Here is an 18,412-nt window from a genome sequence, read left to right on the forward strand (position 1 = left end):
CCAGCCGCCTGCGATGCTCGGCTCGCTCACTCCGTTCGCTCCCTGCGCTTCTCGTCGCTCGCGCGCTACCGGCCGCGACGGAGCGCGGCCGGCGCGCGCCAACCTACTGGTCCCATGTATTGTACCGCGAGCGAGCCAGCCGAAGGCTGGCGAGCGAGCGGCTTTGGCATTACGGGAAATCTTCGATTTCCCGTCAGCAGCAGGAACGCGTCGCGTTCCTGCAGCATGAACGGGTTTTCGCCGAGCGGTTCCCGCAGGCCGCCGGAGTTCTCGTGAGCGAAGCGAACGAGAGCACGGAAGTCGAGTGAAGCGAGTCTTCCGGAGGCGGCCGAGGAAACCCGAGGCGAAAAGAGGTTCTCAGTCGTCCGCGGCCGCCGGCTCCTCCTCGGTCTGCGCCGCCGCCTCGCGCTTCAGGTCCTCCAGATAGTCGTCGGCGTCGATGGCCGCCTTGCTTCCCATTCCGGCGGCAGTCACGGCCTGCTGGTAGTGGTAATCGACCACGTCGCCGGCGCCGAACAGCCCCGGCACTCCCGTCGCGGTCTGGCCGCCGCCGGTGCCGCCGACCGTCTTCAGGTAGCCGTCGTCGTCGAGTTCGACGCCCGTGTCCGCGAGGTAGTCGGTGTTGGGCGTGTGGCCGATGGCGTAGAACACCGCGCCGACCTCGAACTCCCACTCCTCGGTGTCGGGGTCGTCGAGCTTGTCAGTCGGGTGCCCCTCGGGGTGGCGCACGAGCGTGACCGACTCGACGCCCGCCTCGGCACTCCCATGGAGCTCGGTCACCTCGGTGTTCCGCATGATCTCGATGTTGCCCTCGTCGACGTGGTCCATCACGCGGTCGATCCAGTAGTCCTCGGCGCGGAACTCCTCGCGACGGTGGGCGATGTACACCGTGTCCGCGAACTTCGTCAGGAAGCTGGCCTCCTCCATCGCGGCGTCGCCGCCGCCGACGACGAGCATGTCCTCGCCGCGGAAGAACGCCCCGTCACAGGTCGCACACGTCGAGAGCCCGAAGCCCATCAGCTCGTCCTCGCCGGGGATCCCGAGCGTCCGGGCGGAGGCGCCCGAGGCGGCGATGACGGCGTCGGCGGTGTAGACGTCGCCGTTGGAGAGTTCGACCCTGAAAGGTCGCTGGGAGTCGTCCACGCGCTCGACGATGCCGTTCTTCACGTCGGCGCCGAAGCGCTTCGCCTGCTCCTTGGCGTTGTTGATGAACTCCGCGCCGTTGATCCCCTCGGGAAAGCCCGGGAAGTTCTCGACCTCGGAGGTGAGCGTGAGCTGCCCGCCCGGCTCGTCGCCCTCGAACACGAGCGGCTCGTTGTTGGACCGGGCCGCGTAGATCGCCGCCGTCAGGCCGGCGGAGCCGGTTCCGGCGACGATCAGCGGGCGATGTTCGACGATATCGTCGGTGTCCGTCATTACCGCTCGGTAGGGCCGAACGGGGTTTGTACGTTGTGCTGTCGTGCTCGGACCGCGGACATCGGTATTGGGTGGATCAAGCAAGACGGGGCTTGTCGCCGGGCGGATCGCGACGCGTCCGGTCAGAACGCGAGTCGTTCGACCAGCCGGCGGGACAGCCCGACGCGGCTGGACTCGTGCGGGTACACCGTGACGGTCGTACAGCCCGGGTTCGGGAACTCCGGCCGCTCGTCGAGCAGGGCGTTGCGGAGGCGGTGGTCGGCGCCCCGGCGGACGAGCAGGTCCGGCATCGGCGGGCGGCCGCCGTCGGTTCGGACCGACTCGGTGCCGACGGGAACCGACACCAGCTCGGCCAGCTCCGCGCGGTAGTCCTCGACGAGCCGTCGCTGTTTGTCCGAGCCGTCGCCGGCCGCCGGCTGCCACAGCGACAGCTCGCCGCCGTTGGCTGCGGCGACCGCCTCGGCGACGTCGACCGCCAGCGGCGGGTACGGGCCCACGTCGCCCGAGAGCACGACGCGCTCGGGGTCGTCGTAGCCGAGGTTGTCGACCAGCAGCACGTCGCAAGGGGCGTGCCTGACGACCCAGTCGATCGGGTCGCCGAACAGCCGCGAGCGGAGCCGGAGCGGCTCGTGCTCGGCGACGATCCGGTCCACGCCGCGGTGGGACGCGAAGTTGACCACCGCGTGTTTCGTGTCGTGGCTGACGATCTCGTCGGCCTCGACGTCGACGTCGAACTCGTCTGCCAGCGCCTCCATTCGCGTCTCGAAGGAGCGGTCGGCCGCCGACTGGGCGGCCACGTCCTCGGTGAGCGGCGCCTGATCGGGTACCTCCTCGAACCGGACGGCGACGACGCGGCCGCCGTCCCCGCGGACGAGATCCGCCGCCAGCGCGACGAGCGAGCGCTCGCGCTCCGGATCGAGGTCCTTCGTGAGCGCGAGCAGCACCTCACTGGTGTCGGGGCGCTCGGCCAGCGCGGACTCGATCTCCGAGAGCGCCTCCCGGCTGACCTGCCGCCGGATCGCGTCGGTCGCGGCGCCCTCGCGGTCGACCCGCGGGCGGACGTACAGGAGGTACCAGACGACGCTGCCGACGGTGATGACGGCGGCGCCCGCGAGCGCGACGGTGCCCATCTGGGTCAACAGCAGGAGCCCGGAGACCGCGCCGAACACCTGGATCCACGGGTAGAGCGGCGAGGTGAACACCGGCTCGTACTCGGCGGTCCCCTCGCGGAAGGCGATCACGGCGACGTTGATCATCGCGAACACCATTATCTGGAACGCGCTCGCGAGCTTGGCGATGTCGAGGATCGGGACGAACGCGATGAGCGCGAGCAGCACCGCGCCGGTCAGGGTGATCGACGTGACGGGCGTGCCGAACCGCTCGCTGACCGACGACAACGACGGCGGCGCGAGCTGGTCCCGGCTCATCGCGAACGGATACCGCGACGACGAGAGGATGCCCGCGTTCGCCGTCGAGACGAGCGCGAGCATCGCCGCGACGATTACCACGACGACGCCCGCCCGGCCGAGCGTCTGCTCGGCGCCGACGGCGACGGGCGTCAGCGAGCCGGCGACGCTGCCTGGGTCGGTGATGCCGACCAGCACGGCGACGACGACGACGTACAGGATCGTCGTGAACGCCAACGATCCGAGGATCCCCAGCGGGATGTTCCGCCCCGGGTCCTCGACCTCCTCGGCCACGCTCGCGACCTTGGTGACGCCCGCGTACGAGACGAACACGAGCCCGGTCGCCGCGAGGATTCCCTCGACGCCGAAGCCGAGGAAGTTCGCGTAGTTGGCCGACTGAACGCTCGGGGCGCTCCCGGCGGCGAACCACCCCAGCGCCGCCAGCATCACGACGACGATGGCGACCTGGAGCCGGCCAGTCTGCTTGGCACCGACGACGTTCACGAGGATCAACACCGCCGCGAGCCCCAGCGCGACGGGTTTGAGGGGAAGATCGAACAGCAAGAGGAGGTACGGAACGCCGCCCACAAGCGCGAGCGCGCCCTTGAACGACAGCGAGAACCACGTGCCGACGCCGGCGATGGTCCCGAGCAGCGGGCCCATCCCGCGTTCGATGTAGATGTACGTCCCGCCGGCCTCGGGCATCGCCGTCGCCATCTCCGATTTCGACAGCGCCGCCGGGACGACGAGCAGTCCCGCGAGCGCGTACGCGAGGATCACCGCGGGCCCGGCGATCTCCAGCGCCAGCGCCGGGAGGATGAAGATGCCGCTGCCGATCATGGCGCCGATGCTGATCGCGAGGACGGACGGGAGACCGAGGTCTCGTTCGAGTTCCTTCATGGTGAGGTGTGGGGCGGGCGGTCCGGGTTCCGGCGCGGGACGGCCCGGGTGCTTGTTCGCGCCTACGTGACGGAACCAGATAAACGGGGCGCTTCTATTGACGGATCGTCAACGATCGGTATGGATTACTCGCTTCCCGTCCGCAACGCGGCGCCGTCACGGGCCGGCGACCGCGCGATCGATGGGGCGCCGCACGCGTCGGCGACCGGGGAACACTAAAGCGTCGGCGTGAGCACTCCACGATAGAGATGAAGGACGGCGAGCTGGATTCGGTCGACAGACACATCCTCTATTACCTCCAGCAGGACGCCCGGGGGACCTCCTCGAGCGACATCGCCGAGAAGCTCGACCTCTCGGCGAGCACGGTCCGGACCCGGCTCAACAAGCTCGAGGAGTCGGGGATCGTCCGCGGCTACCACATCGACATCGACTACGACCTCGCGGGCTACCCGCTGTACACGAAGATCGTCTGCACCGCGCGGGTCCCCGAGCGCGACGAGTTGGGCAAGAAGGCACGGGAGATCCGCGGCGTGACGGCGGTGCGGGAGATCATGACCGGCGAGCGGAACGTGTACGTGAACGCGATCGGCCGCGACCACGACGACCTCGACCGGATCAACCGGGAGCTGGACGAGCTGGGGCTGGAGATCATCGACGAACAGCTCATCCGCGACGAACACGTCTGCCCGTACCGCGGCTTCCTCGACCCCGAGGAGGACCCGGAAGCCGACGAGCAGTGATCGGACGGGGCAGGCACCCAGCCCGATCACGCCGGGTCGCCGCCGCGATCCCGGCGCGCGCCGAGGGGGGCTGCACGCGACAGTCCGGTCCCGTCGCGCTCGGGAGTCGCAGCGATGGCGACACGCTCAGGGGGCGTCGCCCGGATCGGTCGTGACATGCCCGCCGACCTCGACGAGAAGACGACCCGGTACGGGGAGATGCTCGCGGACGCGCTCGCGGCGGCGGAGGTGTCCGTCCCCGAGGGAACGCCGCTGCACGGGATGGCCGAGGAGTGCGAGGAGATGGCCGTCTCCTACCTCGAGGACGGCCGCCACTTCCGCGAGAACGACGACCCGGTGAACGCGCTGGCGTCGTACTCCTACGGCTACGGCTGGCTCGACTGCGGCGTCCGCATGGGGCTGTTCGCGATCCCCGACGACACCGAGCTGTTCACCACGGAGTGACGACGCCGACGACCTCGACGGATCCCGATGGCCTCCCCGGACGTTGACGGCCTCCCCGAACGCGGGAGCCGGCGGCGGATTTATCGTTCGATCCACACAACGTTGTGACATGGAGGACATGGAGTTCGCGGACGTCGTCGTCGCGACCGACGGGAGCGAGCCCGCGGCGGCCGCCGTCGAGACGGGACTGTCGCTGGCGACCGCCCTCGGCGCGCGGCTCCACGCGTGTACGGTGGTCGACCCGTTCGCCATCGGTCAGCGACTGCCCGACCTCCGGGCGGCCCGCGAGGAGGCCGACGAGCGCGTCGCCGCGATCGCCGAGCGCGCCCGGGAGGCCGGCGTCGACGCGGAGCCGGTCGTCCGGGAGGGAACCCCACACCGCGAGCTGTCGGCGTACGTCGACGATGTCGACGCTAACCTGTTCGTGATCGGCACCCACGGCCGCGGCGGGGCGCGGCGCGCGCTGCTCGGGAGCGTCGCCGAGAAGCTCGTGCGCACGGTCGAGGTGCCCGTGCTCGTGGTCCACGGGAACGACCGACCGGGCGATGACGGCCCGAACTGGACCGACGCCGCGGAGATCGTGCTCGCGACCGACGGCAGCGACGCGGCCGCGCCCGCCGAGCGGACCGGCGTCGCGCTCTCGGAAGCACTGGGCGCACGCCTGACCGCCGTCAGCGTCGTCGACGAGTCGGGCACCGTGGCGAACGTCGGCGGCGGGATGCTCACCGAGGAGACGATCGCGGCCGTCAGGCGGGCGCTCGACGAACGCGCCGGCGACGCCGTCGAGCGCGTGGTCGAGCGCACCCGCGAGGCCGGCGCCGAGGCCGCGGGCGAGGTGATCGGCGGGGAGCCGAGCCGCGCGATCTGTGGGTACGCGAGCGACGCCGACGCTGACCTGATCGTCGTCGGCACCCACGGCCGCGGGGGGATCCGACGGATCGTGCTCGGCAGCGTCGCCGAGCGCGTGATCCGCTGTGCCGACCGGCCGGTCCTGGTCGTTCCGGCGGCCGCCGGCGACCTGGCTGAGGACGAGGGCGACACGGAGGCAGAGGCAAACGAGGAGGCGGATACGGAAGCGGAACCGAGGGCCGAGGAGTAGGCGTCGCCCTCGGCGTCAGTCGAACCGAACCTCCGGGCCGTCGTCGCCGTCCTCGACGGCCAGCCCCAGCGCCTCCAGGTCGTCGCGCAGGCGGTCGGCCCGCTCGTAGTTGCCGGCCGCGCGTTCCGCCTCGCGCACGTCGAGCACGAGCTCCGCGAGGTCGCCGACGAGTTCCACGTCGCCGCCGGCCTCGCGGCCGAGTTCGAGCCCGAACACGTCGCCGCCGAGCTCCTCGAACGTCTCGACGGCGCGGCGGAGGCCGCGGTAGTCGTAGGCGCCCCCGGCGTCGGCGCGGTCGTCGGCGGAATCCACGCCGTCGACGTGTCGATGGACGGCGCTCCCGAGGTCCAGCAGCCCGCCGAACGCCTCGCGGACGTTCAGGTCGTCGTTCATCGCCGTGGTGAACTCCTCGCGGGCCTCGTCGACGGCCGCGCGGAGGGCGTCGTCGGTCGCCTTCGCGCGGGCGTCGACGGAGTCGCAGGCGTCGACCGCGGTCTCGTAGGCGCGTTCGAGTCGCTCCCAGCGCTCCTCGGCCTCCGCCATCGCGTCCTCCGAGAAGGTCTGGTCGCCGCGGTACTGCGCGCCCAGATAGAACGTCCGGACGACGTTCACCCCGAACTCGTCGAGGGCGTCCTCGACGGTGAAGAAGTTGCCGAGGCTGGAGGACATCTTGTCCTCGGTCGTCTCCAGCAGGCCGTTGTGGAGCCAGTAGCGCGCGAACGTGTGGCCCGTCGCGGCCTCGCTTTGGGCGATCTCGTTCTCGTGGTGCGGGAACACCAGATCCCGGCCGCCCATGTGGATATCGAGAGTGTCCCCGAGGTGGGTCGTGGACATCGCCGAGCACTCGATGTGCCAGCCGGGGCGACCCTCGCCCCACGGCGAGTCCCACGTCTGGCCCGTCGGGAGGTCGCCCTCGTGGTCGTGTTTGCGGTGCTCGCGGACGGCGTCGGCGCCGACGCCGTCGGCCTTCCACAGCGCGAAGTCGGCGGGGTGGCGCTTCTCGGCGAGCAGGGCCTCGTCCTCGTCGGCCTCCAGCTCCTCCGGGCGCTGGTTCGAGAGGTGGCCGTAGTCGCCGAAGCTGGTCACGTCGAAGTAGACGGAGCCGTTCGTCTCGTAGGCGTGGCCCGACTCGATCAGGCGCTCGACGAGCGCGACGATCTCCGGGACGTGCTCGGAGACGCGGGGGTACACCGCCGCGCGCTTGAGGTTGAGCCCGCGCATGTCCTCGATGACCTCGCGGGTGAAGTGGCGGGCCACGTCGGCCTCGGTGTCCCAGCCATCGCGCTCGCCGACGCGGGCGGCGATCTTCTCGTTCACGTCGGTGACGTTCTCGACGTGACGCACGTCGTAGCCGAGGTGGTCGAGCCACCGGTGGACCACGTCGGCGTGGAACCACAGCCGGGCGTGCCCGAGGTGCGCGTCGTCCGAGACCGTCAGCCCACAGACGTACAGCAGGACCTCGTCGTCGCTGGCCGGCTCGAACGCCTCCCGTTCGCCCGTCAGGGTGTTGGTCACGGACAGACCCATATCAGGCGCGGCTACGCGGTCCTCCGTGTTAAACGGTCGAAGATCGAATCGAGTCGACGGCCGGGTCAGGTCGAACATCGAGTCGACGGGCGGCGACGCGAAGCGTCGGCGGGAGACCGGCCGCCGTCGAGGCCGCGTGCCGGCGGCCTCAGCCGTCCAGCGCGGCCTCGACGGCACGCAACGCGTCGGCGCCGGCGCGGCCGCCCACCACCACGGCCAGCCCGGTCGGCGTCACCCCGGCGGCGTCGACGGCGACGCCCGCGACGCGGAGTCGCCCGAGCACGCGTTCGAGCGCGCGCGGGTCGACGTCGCCGGCGGCGACGACCGCGGTCGCGTCGCCCGCGCCGGCGGCGTACGCGCTTGAGCCGACCGCGAGCACTGGCTCCGCGGTTTCGTCGTCGCCGGCGGCGTCGACGGGATCGACGGCGCCGACGCCGCGTTCCATCCGGACGCGTGCGCCGGCGTCGGCCGGGGCGTCGGCGTCCGAACCCGCGCGTTCGTCCAGTTCGTTCGCGAACCGACGCAGCGCCGTCGCCACCGCGTCGCGGTCGGCGTCGATGTCGAGCGTCGCCGCGGCGGCCGCGTAGTTCACGACGCCGGCGCGGAGGGCGTCGTACAGGAACGGTCGCTCGCGAACGGCGGCTCGGGTCTCCTCGGCGACGGTCATCGACGGAAGGGCGGCGCGGGCGGACATAATCGCGACGGTTCGGACGCCCGAGGATCGGGCGGTCCCCACTGAAGGACGTTTCAGTAACACGCCGGACAGAAACATCATTCAGATTACTGTTTAGTGGGGCCGGGCCGATCGATCACCCGCATGAGACGGCCCACCCACGGCGGACGCGGTGTCCCCGAGACGGACGTATCGGTCGGCCCGACGGCGGCGGCCGCGGCGCTCGCGCTCGCCACGTTCCTCGCGTACGCGTTTCCCCCGGTCGCGACGGCGGCGGTCGGCGCGGCGGTCGCGCTCGCGGGGCGGCGGCTCGTGCGCGCGATTCGGGCACGGGCGGCCGGCGATCGCCGCCGGCGACGGCTCTGTCTGCCCGGCACCCGCGCCTGCGTCGAGGTCTGATCCGGTCCCGCTCCGGTTCCCGCTGACGCCCCTCCCCCGCATTCGCTCCCGGTCCCCCTGACCCCCCTCCCGCGTTCGATCGCCGCGCTGCCTCCCCTGCCGAAGGCGTAAAGGTCGCTCCGGCCCTCGATTCGGCCATGAGTCAGGCGCTGGTCATCGTCGCCCACGGGTCGCACCTGAACCCCGGGTCGAGCGCGCCAACCTACGACCACGCGGACACCATCCGCGCGGCCGGCGCGTTCGACGAGGTTCGCACCGGCTTCTGGAAGGAGGAACCGAGCCTCCGCGAGGTGCTTCGCACCTGCGAGGCCGACGAGGTGTACGTCGTCCCGATGTTCATCTCGGAGGGATACTTCACCGAACAGGTGATCCCCCGCGAGCTCCGCCTGGACGGCTGGGACGTGGCCGACTGGGACTCCGACGGCCTCTCGGCGGACGTGGCGACCTATACCGCCGAGGACACCGGCCAGACGGTCCACTACTGTGGGCCGGTCGGCACCCACGAGTCGATGACGGACGTGCTCGTGCGCCGCGCCGAGAGCGTGACGAACGACCCCGACGTGGGCGAGGGGTTCGGCTTCGCCGTCGTCGGCCACGGCACCGAGCGCAACGAGAACTCCGCGAAGGCGATCGAGTACCACGCCGAGCGCGTCCGCGACACGGGGCGCTTCGAGGAGGTCCAGGCGCTGTACATGGACGAGGAGCCGGAGGTCGACGATGTGACCGACTACTTCGAAAGCGAGGACGTGGTCGTCGTCCCGCTGTTCGTCTCCGACGGCTTCCACACGCAGGAGGACATCCCCGAGGACATGGGCCTCACCGACGACTACCGCGACGGCTACGACGTGCCCGCCGCGGTCGACGGCCACCGGATCTGGTACGCCGGCGCCGTCGGCACGGAGTCGCTGATGGCCGACGTGGTGCTGGAGCGGGCGGCCGACGCCGGCGCCGACGTGCGCGCCGCCATCGAGTCGGTCCGCGAGACGACCCGCGTCGCCCCGGGGGCGGACGACTGAATGCTCGCGCGACAGTTCGACGCGCTGCTGGCAGCCGCCGACGCCGACGACGGGGTCGACTTCGACGACCTCCGCGTCGCCCGCGACGACGACGGCGGCTACACCTTCGCCACGCCCGAACACGAGGCGACGAACCTCTCGGAGTCGGAACTCCACGCGCACGCCGACGGAAGCCCGTACGTCACCGACTGGTACTTCTGGGAGCGCGAGGTGCAGCGCCACGACTCCCCCCGTCGAGCGTTCCTCCGACACGCCGAGGCCACGGACGACCACGACGCGGCCGCGCGCTACGATGCGCTCGCCGACGGGATGGTCACCGAATGGGGGCAACTCCGCATCGAGGCGACCCTCGCCGACGCGGGCGACGGGGTCGGCAGCGCCGACGGCTCCCGTCGCTACGACGTGCGCCACGTCGACGACGCCGACCGCGCGGTCGAGGAACTGGAGACATACGACGACCCCCTCGACGCCCGCGAGCTGGCGAAACACGACGACGACGGGATGTACCGCCCGTTGAAGACCGGGACGAACATGCCGACCGGCTGGGCGTTCCACGATCTGGACTGGCGTGACGCCGTCGAAACGGTCGAGACGCTGTACCCCGCGACGGTCGCGAACTGGTACCGCGAGCGGCAGGGGCGGCTCGACATCGACCACTGGACGGACACGACCGACCGACAGACGGGCATCTACGGGGTCGTCTCCGAGTTGCCCCGCGAGGCCGTCGAGTGGGTCGCCGAGGCCGCCTGCGACGACTCCCAGTGCGTGAAGCGCCGCGAGTGGCAGTACGACGAGGGCGACGAACTCGCGGCCGACGGCGGGACCGGCGCGTTCCCGTGCCGGGAGCCGTGCTCGCTGGTGATCGCCGCCGCGCGCAAGTGGACGAAGCTGGAGGAGGAGGAGCCGCGCGAGTACACCGTCCGCCTCACCCCCAGCGAGAAGGAACAGATCGAGGGGGTCATCGACGCCGTCGCCGACGGCCGCGTCGACGAGATCCGCGAGGCCGACGTGTACGAGGACGCCAACCGCTACCGGACGCGATACCTGCGCGCGAAGCTGTTCGACGACCGCGGCAACCTCGGCGGCGTCGCGACCGAGCCCGAGGAGGGACACGGCGACCACGAGGACTAACTCGGGCGACCCGACCACTCCCGCTTCTCGCGGACCGCCTACCCGAGCAGCAGGAACCCCGCGGCCAACACGGCGACGAACACCGCGACCACGCCGAGCGTGACCGCGAGCCCGTCGAGCGTCACGGCGACGATCCCCGCCCCGACGAGCGCCGCGGCCGCCAGCGCCGCGACCGCGAGCGTCCCGGGCTCCGGCGAGGGGACCCCCGCCTCGCCGTCGACCGCCGTGTCCGCGGCGTCGCGGGCGCGGTCGACCCACTCGTCGAGCCGCCGGCGAGCGGCCGCCGACGGTTCCGACCCGCCGTCGTTGTCCGGCTCCCCGGCCGGCGCTGACTCGGCGGCCGGCGGGTCGGCGTCGCTCGGCGCCGGCGCCTCCGAGGATTCCTCACTCGCGGGGTCGTCACCGGGTGCGGGTTCGTCGCCGGCGGCGGGGTCGTCGCCACTCGCGGTCGCCGACGGGGAGACCCGAACCGGCACGGTCGTCGCCTCGGCGCCGTGGCCGACGACGACCTCCAGGGTTCCCGTGACCGCCTCGTCCACGGGCGCGACCGTCACCCGAACCGTCCGGGTCGCCTCCTCGTCGACGTAGTGGTTGGGCGGCGCGACGGACGCGACCGCCGCCAGCGGCCCGTCGAAGCGCAGATGGACGTGGACCGGCTCCCCCTCGTTGCGTAGCGCGACGGCGAACTCCCCGTCGGCGGCGAACGACTCCGGCGCTGTCACCTCGTTGAGTCGATCGCGGTTCAGCGTCACCCCCAGGATTGCTGCCTCTGACGACACAGGTTCCCCTCCCGCGGAGACGGGAAAAAAGTTCGTCGCCGCGGCGGCGACGTGGCGGCGACGTGGCGGCGACGTGGCGGCGACGTGACAGCGACGACACGATCTCGACGACGGGTGGTTCGTGGCTGCGCGTCCGAGTCCTACTCGCGCATGTCCGGCGGCAGCAGGTTCGGGATCCCGTCCTCGATGGGGTACGTCTCGCCGCAGTCCGTGCAGGTGAGCGTGCCCGCGATGATCTCGCCCTCCTCGCCCTCCTCGCGCTCGGTCACCTCGAGCTCGAGGTCGTGCTTGTCGAGCGGACAGCAGACGATGTCCAACAGGGACTCCTTCATTGGCCGATTCGTGGCGCGGGGCGGTCAAAAGCGTGCGGGTTCCCCGCGAGGGGCGGCGCCGATCGCACGAGTGCGCGTCCCGGCGGACGACCGCGAGGCGGAGCTGTCGGCGGTCGAGGCGGCGAAGCCGGCGATCGTCGAGAGCGAGCCGCGCCGTGTGCGTCCGTGCGGTCGCCGGCGACGACGCTTACTCCCAGGGGTTCGTCCGCACGACCGTCTGCTCGCGGTCGGGACCGACGCCGACGGCGTAGACGGGCGTGTCGAGTTGCACTTCCAGGTACTCCAGGTATTCGCGGGCCGCCCCCGGGAGCGCCTCGTATCCCGCCTCGGCGACGGCGTCGGCGTCGAACTCCGCCCACGTGTCGAACTCCCTGAGGACCGGCTCGCACTCGGCCCAGCGCTCGGTCGTCGCCGGCAGCGAGGGTCGCTCCTCCCCGTCGAGCTCGTAGGCGTGGCCGACGTACAGCTCGTCCAGCCCGGCGAGCACGTCGAGGTGGTTGACGGCGAGCCCGGTGTAGCCGTTGACGCGGGCGGCGTGGCGCAGCATCGGCACGTCGAGCCAGCCGATGCGGCGCGGGCGGCCGGTGACGGTGCCGAACTCGCCGCCCTTCTCGCGGATGTCGGCGGCCAGCGTCTCCTCGCGCTCGTCGCCGTCCAGTTCGGTCGGCATCGGCCCCGCGCCGACGCGAGAGAGGTACGCCTTCACGACGCCGACGACCTCGCCGCGGCCGGTGACGGTCGGCCCCATCCCGGTGCCGGTGGCGGCGCCGCCGGCGGTCGGGTTCGAGGAGGTGACGTACGGGTAGCTCCCGTGGTCGATGTCGATGAGGGTGCCCTGCGCGCCCTCGAACATGACGTTGTCGCCGCCCTCGTGGCGCTCGTACAGGAAGTCCGAGCAGTTGACCGTCATTTCCTCCTCGCGGAGGCGGCGGCCGAAGTCGCTGTACTCCTCGTGGAGCGCGTCGATGTCGAGCTCCTCGCCCGCCTCGAGCCCGTACACGTCCTCGACGAGCGCGCGCTTGTGCGGGACGACGTACTCCAGGCGCTCGCGCAACACGTCGGGATCGAGCAGGTCGCCGACGCGGACACCGCGGCGACCCGCCTTGTCCTCGTAGGTGGGACCGATGCCGCGGCCGGTGGTGCCGACCTCGGCGCCGGAGTCCGAGTCGGCCTTCGCCTCCTCCTCGATGCCGTCGAGGCGCCGGTGGTACGGCATGATGACGTGCGCGCGCTCGGCGACGCGCACGTCGGGGTCGAGCCCGCGCTCGCGCAGCGTTTCGATCTCCTCGAACAGCGTCCGTGGGTTCACGACGCAGCCGTTGCCGAGCACGCCGACCTTGTCGCGGACGGCGCCGGAGGGCACCAACGAGAGGGCGTACTCCTCGCCGCCCTCGACGACCGTGTGGCCGGCGTTGTCGCCGCCCTGATACCGCACGACGACGTCGGCGTCCCCGCCCCACAGGTCGACGAGGGCGCCCTTGCCCTCGTCCCCGAGCTGGGATCCGACGATGGTGACAGTCATACCGACCGCTGGTTCCGCGCGGCACGGTAAACCGATTACGGTCCGTTCGCGGAGACGATCCACGGGGATGCGTATCGGTTGTCCCTGTCACGCGGTACTATTCGTGTCTGCGCATTACCGCGACGCGGCGTCGGCGTAACCGTTAACCACACCCACATCGGAGATGAAGCCGAGAACCGCCGGACATCGTGACGGCCGGGCGACCCGATCCCGGCCGGGAGGAGAACTTTTAAAGGGAGGACGGACGAGTTAACACGTGCCATGATAGACAGACTGGAGAAGGAGGTCGATATGCTGGAGCGACACCTCCAAGTCCTCCGTATGGTCATCGAGAACGAGCCGATCGGGATCGTGAAGATGTCCAACGAGACGGGGTACCCCCACCACAAGGTCCGCTACTCGCTGCGCGTCCTCGAGGAGGAGAACCTCATCGAGCCGTCCAGCCAGGGCGCGATCACGACCGAGCGGACCGCGGAGTTCGTCGAGGAACTCGACGGCAAGATCGACGAGATCGTCGACAAGATCGGCGGCATGCGGATCGAGGACGCGCCGGAGCTCGAGGGCTGACCGGACTTCGACGACGTTCTACTGATCCATCGCTGCGGCCGCGATAGCGCCGCGGCCGCTCTCCTTCCTACCGGGTCGAGAACACACGTAGAACGAGCGGACGGACAAACGGACGGAGGAACGACCCGTAGCGTCGGCAACGGCGTCGGACGGGCCGGCTACAGCTCGGGGACGTTCACGTGGAACTCGCCCTCGCGCGACTCGACCAGACAGAGGTGAAAGCCCTGCTTGCGCGAGAGCTTCACGAAGCTCTTGCGCTTGCCCCGCGAGAGCAGCCCGCCGCCGGTCGCGTCGGCTGCCGCCTCCAGCGCGCCGGGCTCGAAGAACGACGCGGTGACGTAGAAGCCGGCCGCGAGGTGGTCGTCGGCGTCCGCGACGGCGCCGGCGTCGCCGACGAGCCCGTCGAGCATCGACTCGGTCGTCGCGTCGCGCCCCTCCGTCACGTCGGCCACCAACAGCGGGTTGCCCATGCGGTCGCGGAGCACGACGTCGAAAGTGTGCTCGGTCGCGCCGCCGTCGGCGTCGTCGACCGCGACGGTTCCGTCGAGCTCCGCGCGGTCGATCTCGGGGATGGCGTCGAACAGGTCCCGCAGCGCCGACTCGTTGCCGGTGCTTTGGATCTCGTACAGCAGCTCGCGGACCGCCCACTCGACGAAGCCGTACTCGATGGTGTCGGTGAGGAACTCCCGGAACGGCCGTCCGTCGACGGCGGCGTCCGCCGCCTCGAAGTCGGTGTGCAGCTCCAGCCGGAGGTTGTCGTTCACGTCCGAGCGGCTCGCGCCGCCGGCGTGGGCCTTCTCCAGCGTCGCCCCGCCCTTCGAGTCGTAGCGGACGAACAGGTTCGTCCCGGCCAGCGCCCGGTCGGCCGGGACGGTCCGGGCGGGGGCGTCGCCGTCGTCCCCGTCGCCGACCGCCGCCCGCTCGCGGGCCGCCTCCACCTCCTCGCGGGCCTCGGCCAGCTCGGCCTCCAGCTCCTCGACGCGCTCGGAGAGTCGCTCGTTCTCCTCGCGGAGCCCGTCGAGTTCCTCCTCGGTCGACTCGAGCTGCTCGCGCGCCTCGCGGGCGCCCTCGATGGCGCGGTCGCGCTCGGCGCGCGCCGTCGCGAGCGCCTCCCGGGCGGCCGCGAGCTCCTCGCTCGCGTCGGCCGGTCCCTCGACTCGAGCTCCCGAGCCGTCGTCGCGGTCGGACGACCGCCGGCCGTCAGCGTCGCCGCCGGCGGCCTCGCGCCGACCGGCGTCTCCCGCCGCCGACTGGGTCTCCCCTGCCGACCGGTCCCGGCGGCGGCGACGCTCGGCGGCGGCAGCCGAGCCGTTCGTCCCCGCGTCCTCCGCCGCCGGCGTCGCCGTTCGCGACGGGTCGAGCGACGGGATCGACCGGGTCTCGCGCCACTGCTCCTCCGCCGAGAACGGGTCGCCCTCGCCGGCGGATCCGCTCCCCTCCGGCGTCCCACGCTCGGCCGCCTCGCGGTCGGCGCCGCCCGGGGGACGGTTCGCCGGCCGCGACGCCGCGGATCTGTCGGTTCCGGTCGACTTCCGTCGGGTCGCCGCGCCGTCTCCGCTGGACGGGTCGTCCGTCGACTCGGGCTCGTCCGGCGCCTCGGCGTCGGTCGTCTCGGGTGCGTCGGCCGTCGTGGTCGCGTCGGCCGCCGTCGACGCGTCGGGGGCGGGGTCGTCGTCCCCGGCCGTGGCGACGGTCGACGGCGACGCGTCGGCGTCGTCCGGCTTCCCGGGGTCGTCCGGCTTCCCGGGGTCGTCCGGTCCCCCGGCGTCGTTCGATCCGTCGGCGTCGCCCGATCCGCCGGCGCCGCCGAAGGTGATGCTCGTCGACGAGTCGGCCTCGGACCGGCCGTCCCCGTCGGCGGGCGAGCCGTCCCCGACCGCGGGCGAGTCGCCGCTCGCGGCGGCGTCCGGGTCCGCGGCGGCGGCCGTCGCCGAGGCTGCCGCCGAGTCCGGAGCCGGGTCCGAGCCCGTGCCGGAGTCCGGCTCGGGCTCCGGTTCGTGATCCGGGATGTCGACCACGTCGACGTCGACGTCGACGACCTCGTAGATGCCGACCTCGTCGTCGGCGGCCTCGAACGCCTCGTCGCCGGTGAGCACCTGCTTCTGCTCGCCGGTGCCGACGAACGCGCACGCGAGGCGACGACCGCCGTAGTAGACCGCGTAGTAGTCCCCCGAGAGGACGTTCTCCGACAGCTCGATGTAGCCGGTGAACTTCCCCGAGGAGAGCTTCGCGTCGGCGGCCGACAGGGCCGTGTCGTTCGTGTAGTAGCGCGCCTTCGTCTCGCCGCCGCGTTCCCGCATCGCATACAGCAGCGGCAGCGACGGGTCGGGCGCGACGTACGCGGTGCCGTCGGCGTCCGCGAACGAGTCCAGCGACCCGTCGAACACGCCGACCACGCGACCGTTCAACATGAACAGCCACGCGTGTCCCTCGGTGACCGCCCCGGTGAAGTCGCGGGACTGCAAGGTGCGGAGCCCGTCGATCCCCCCCGAGAGCGGCTCGGACTCCCATCCGGTCACCGTTTCGACTGTTTCGCCGTCCATCGCCGGTACATCGCTGCGTCCGACGCAAATACCTTCCGCCTGGTCGGACGGGTGTCGGACAGTGATTCCCGCCGATTGACAGCTTCGGACTCGCGAGCCGATCGCGGCCGTCAGCCCGCGATCGCGTACAGGAACAGGAACCCGAAGTACAGGACGACGAGCATCCCCAGCGACACGATCCGGAACCGACGGAGGTCGTCGGTCTCCTCGTCGCGGGCGACCTCGTAGGCGGTCCGCTCCTCGTCGTCGAGGTCGGCGTGGGCCTGCCCGAGGTGGAGGTCGCGGTGGCGCTCGCGGGCGAACGGCCGGCCGCACCGCGGACACGCGAACGCCGTCTCCCCCGGCGGCACCTCGTAGCGGTCGGCGGCCGGATCGCGCGCCTCCGGGGTGTCCGTCGCGTCGCCGGCGTCCTCCACGTCGGGGACGGCGGCTCCGTCGCCGGTGGTCGTCCCGTCGCCGCGGCGGGCCCCGTCCGTGCCGGCGTCGTCGCCGGCGGCGTGATCGCGGCTCATACGAACGGGGGCGCACCCCCGGGGCGCGAGACGATCCACAGGCTCGCCATGGTGTAGGCCACCATCGCGACGGTGACGCCGTACTGGCTCCGGATCGCCTGGAGTCGGTCGGGGAACAGGTCGTACGCCGTCGCGTGGGCCACCCAGACGGCCAGCAGGTGCCCGCCCAGCACCGCGGCGACGCCGACGGCGCCGACCCATCCCGGCACGATCAGCACCGGGAGCGCCTCCGGGGGCGACAGCGGCGACGTGAGCACCGCAGCGAGCGTCGGCGACAGCGACAGCGCCGTCGCGAGGTTGTGCGCGAGGTGGTAGCCGGCGGCGATCGCCAGCAGCGACGGCGCGAACCGCCGGGCGAGCTCGCCGGGCGCGAGGAACGTGTCGGCCGTCCGGCGGGCCGCGCGCGCCGACGCGAGATACAGCCCGAGGAACAGTCCGTACCCGATCAGCATGGCGAGCAGATACACGAGCAGCGCGGGGACGCCGGCCTCCACGAACGGCCGGGCGATGTCGGTCCACAGTCCGGTGCCGACGAAGCCGTCGTAGGTCGTGACGAAGACGATGGCGACGACGAAACCGACGTCGTCGTGGCCGTCGATCCACGCGGCGTCGGTGAGGCCCATCCCGGGGACGCGAAGCCGCGGGCCGTCGTCCGTGCGCGTGATCGGGGCGGCCCGACCGTAGGCGTCGAGCAGCCGCGACACCGGGTCGGCGGTGTCGAACCAGTCGTCGGCGCCGAAGACGACGCTCCCCGTGACGGAGACGGCGAGGTAGCCGAGCACGAGGCCGGTGAGCAGCCGCGGGTCGTCCGCCATCGGCGTCACGACCTCCAGGTACACGAGCGCGAGCAGGCCGGCGACCGCCGGCCACGATCCGAGCCGCTCGGGGTAGGGCCGATCGAGCGAGGGGAACACCCCGGCGATCGCCCGGAACGGGTCGACCGCCGGCCAGGCGTTGCCGAGGAGGTACGCCGAGAGGACGAACACGGCCCACCAGCCGACCCACACGACCAGGACGGCCGCGCTGTCGGCGGCCGTGCGGGGGCCGAACAGGCCGGCCGCGATCGTGACCGCGAGCGCGGCGAGCCCGACGGTCCTCGCGAGGACCCGGGCGACGCGACCGGCGTCGGGGAGCGCGCGCGTCCACCCGTCGATCCGGCGGATGTAGCTCCGGTCGGTGACCGCCGACGCGAGGAGGAAGGAGGCGCCGACGACGGCGCCGCCGGTGGCGAGAAACAGCCACGTCGGCACCGTCACCGTCTCGCGGGTCGCGGCGCGAACGCCGCCGGCGTGGGCGGCGACGCGCGACGCGCTCGCGAGCACCGCGAGCGCCGCGAGCGCGATCGGCGTCGCGCGTCGCGCGAGACGAGCGCTTCGTGAGTAGCGATCCATCACCGACGGTTGGGA

17 protein-coding genes are annotated in these 18,412 nt (G+C 71.9%); 7 read left to right on the forward strand and 10 right to left on the reverse strand.

From position 1 onward, the window contains the following. Nucleotides 1-357: 357 nt before the first annotated feature. Nucleotides 358-1,416: an NAD(P)/FAD-dependent oxidoreductase gene (locus K6T50_RS05895; RefSeq protein WP_222608469.1), complete on the reverse strand. Its 1,059-nt coding sequence runs from the start codon at nt 1,414-1,416 to the stop codon at nt 358-360. Between the two features lie 122 nt (nt 1,417-1,538). Beyond that, a complete protein-coding gene (locus K6T50_RS05900; protein ID WP_222608470.1) occupies nt 1,539-3,722 on the reverse strand; it encodes an amino acid permease in 2,184 nt (727 codons plus the stop codon). 248 nt (nt 3,723-3,970) lie between these two features. Between K6T50_RS05900 and K6T50_RS05905 the strand changes: the two genes are divergently transcribed. The 3 genes from K6T50_RS05905 to K6T50_RS05915 all read left to right on the forward strand — a co-directional run bounded on the left by K6T50_RS05905 (nt 3,971) and on the right by K6T50_RS05915 (nt 6,005). After that, on the forward strand, nt 3,971-4,462 hold the full coding sequence (locus tag K6T50_RS05905) for an Lrp/AsnC family transcriptional regulator (RefSeq protein WP_222608471.1): 492 nt from the start codon (nt 3,971-3,973) through the stop codon (nt 4,460-4,462). Nucleotides 4,463-4,618: 156 nt separating this feature from the next. After that, nucleotides 4,619-4,906: a DUF357 domain-containing protein gene (locus K6T50_RS05910; protein ID WP_222608838.1), complete on the forward strand. Its 288-nt coding sequence runs from the start codon at nt 4,619-4,621 to the stop codon at nt 4,904-4,906. Between the two features lie 109 nt (nt 4,907-5,015). Next, nucleotides 5,016-6,005, forward strand: coding sequence for a universal stress protein (locus K6T50_RS05915; RefSeq protein ID WP_222608472.1), 990 nt, complete (start codon nt 5,016-5,018; stop codon nt 6,003-6,005). Between the two features lie 15 nt (nt 6,006-6,020). Here K6T50_RS05915 and cysS read toward each other — a convergent pair whose 3' ends face one another. Beyond that, nucleotides 6,021-7,532: a cysteine--tRNA ligase gene (gene cysS, locus K6T50_RS05920; RefSeq protein ID WP_222608473.1), complete on the reverse strand. Its 1,512-nt coding sequence runs from the start codon at nt 7,530-7,532 to the stop codon at nt 6,021-6,023. Between the two features lie 148 nt (nt 7,533-7,680). After that, the gene (locus K6T50_RS05925; RefSeq protein WP_222608474.1) at nt 7,681-8,199 is read right to left on the reverse strand and encodes a DUF7523 family protein; all 519 of its coding nucleotides are present in this window, start codon (nt 8,197-8,199) and stop codon (nt 7,681-7,683) included. Nucleotides 8,200-8,349: 150 nt separating this feature from the next. On the opposite strand from K6T50_RS05925, the gene K6T50_RS05930 reads away from it, so the two are divergent. The 3 genes from K6T50_RS05930 (at nt 8,350) to K6T50_RS05940 (ending at nt 10,751) form a co-directional block, all read left to right on the forward strand. Beyond that, nucleotides 8,350-8,604: a hypothetical protein gene (locus tag K6T50_RS05930; RefSeq protein WP_222608475.1), complete on the forward strand. Its 255-nt coding sequence runs from the start codon at nt 8,350-8,352 to the stop codon at nt 8,602-8,604. A gap of 137 nt (nt 8,605-8,741) precedes the next feature. Then, nucleotides 8,742-9,620 (forward strand): CbiX/SirB N-terminal domain-containing protein, encoded by an 879-nt coding sequence (locus tag K6T50_RS05935; protein ID WP_222608476.1) that lies wholly within the window; start codon nt 8,742-8,744, stop codon nt 9,618-9,620. Next, on the forward strand, nt 9,621-10,751 hold the full coding sequence (locus K6T50_RS05940; protein ID WP_222608477.1) for a DR2241 family protein: 1,131 nt from the start codon (nt 9,621-9,623) through the stop codon (nt 10,749-10,751). It begins immediately after the preceding gene. A gap of 38 nt (nt 10,752-10,789) precedes the next feature. Here the strand turns inward: K6T50_RS05940 and K6T50_RS05945 are convergent, their stop codons facing one another. The 3 genes from K6T50_RS05945 to K6T50_RS05955 form a co-directional block, all read right to left on the reverse strand. Beyond that, nucleotides 10,790-11,530: a DUF7524 family protein gene (locus tag K6T50_RS05945; RefSeq protein WP_222608478.1), complete on the reverse strand. Its 741-nt coding sequence runs from the start codon at nt 11,528-11,530 to the stop codon at nt 10,790-10,792. A 140-nt stretch (nt 11,531-11,670) separates the two neighbouring features. Continuing rightward, on the reverse strand, nt 11,671-11,862 hold the full coding sequence (locus K6T50_RS05950) for a methytransferase partner Trm112 (RefSeq protein WP_222608479.1): 192 nt from the start codon (nt 11,860-11,862) through the stop codon (nt 11,671-11,673). A gap of 187 nt (nt 11,863-12,049) precedes the next feature. Further along, nucleotides 12,050-13,384 carry an adenylosuccinate synthase gene (locus K6T50_RS05955; RefSeq protein WP_222608480.1) on the reverse strand — a complete coding sequence of 445 codons (1,335 nt, stop codon included), beginning with the start codon at nt 13,382-13,384 and terminating at the stop codon, nt 12,050-12,052. A gap of 261 nt (nt 13,385-13,645) precedes the next feature. On the opposite strand from K6T50_RS05955, the gene K6T50_RS05960 reads away from it, so the two are divergent. Next, nucleotides 13,646-13,951: a hypothetical protein gene (locus K6T50_RS05960; protein WP_222608481.1), complete on the forward strand. Its 306-nt coding sequence runs from the start codon at nt 13,646-13,648 to the stop codon at nt 13,949-13,951. A gap of 158 nt (nt 13,952-14,109) precedes the next feature. Here the strand turns inward: K6T50_RS05960 and K6T50_RS05965 are convergent, their stop codons facing one another. The 3 genes from K6T50_RS05965 to K6T50_RS05975 form a co-directional block, all read right to left on the reverse strand. Continuing rightward, nucleotides 14,110-16,494, reverse strand: coding sequence for a DUF7527 domain-containing protein (locus tag K6T50_RS05965; RefSeq protein ID WP_222608482.1), 2,385 nt, complete (start codon nt 16,492-16,494; stop codon nt 14,110-14,112). 110 nt (nt 16,495-16,604) lie between these two features. After that, a complete protein-coding gene (locus K6T50_RS18890; RefSeq protein ID WP_225935380.1) occupies nt 16,605-17,006 on the reverse strand; it encodes a DUF7410 domain-containing protein in 402 nt (133 codons plus the stop codon). Continuing rightward, complete coding sequence (locus K6T50_RS05975; RefSeq protein ID WP_222608483.1) at nt 17,003-18,397, reverse strand: hypothetical protein; 1,395 nt, start codon at nt 18,395-18,397, stop codon at nt 17,003-17,005. Before K6T50_RS05975 ends, K6T50_RS18890 begins: the two co-directional genes overlap by 4 nt. Nucleotides 18,398-18,412: the final 15 nt, after the last annotated feature.

Source organism: Halobaculum magnesiiphilum (genome assembly GCF_019823105.1).
GTDB lineage: Archaea > Halobacteriota > Halobacteria > Halobacteriales > Haloferacaceae > Halobaculum > Halobaculum magnesiiphilum.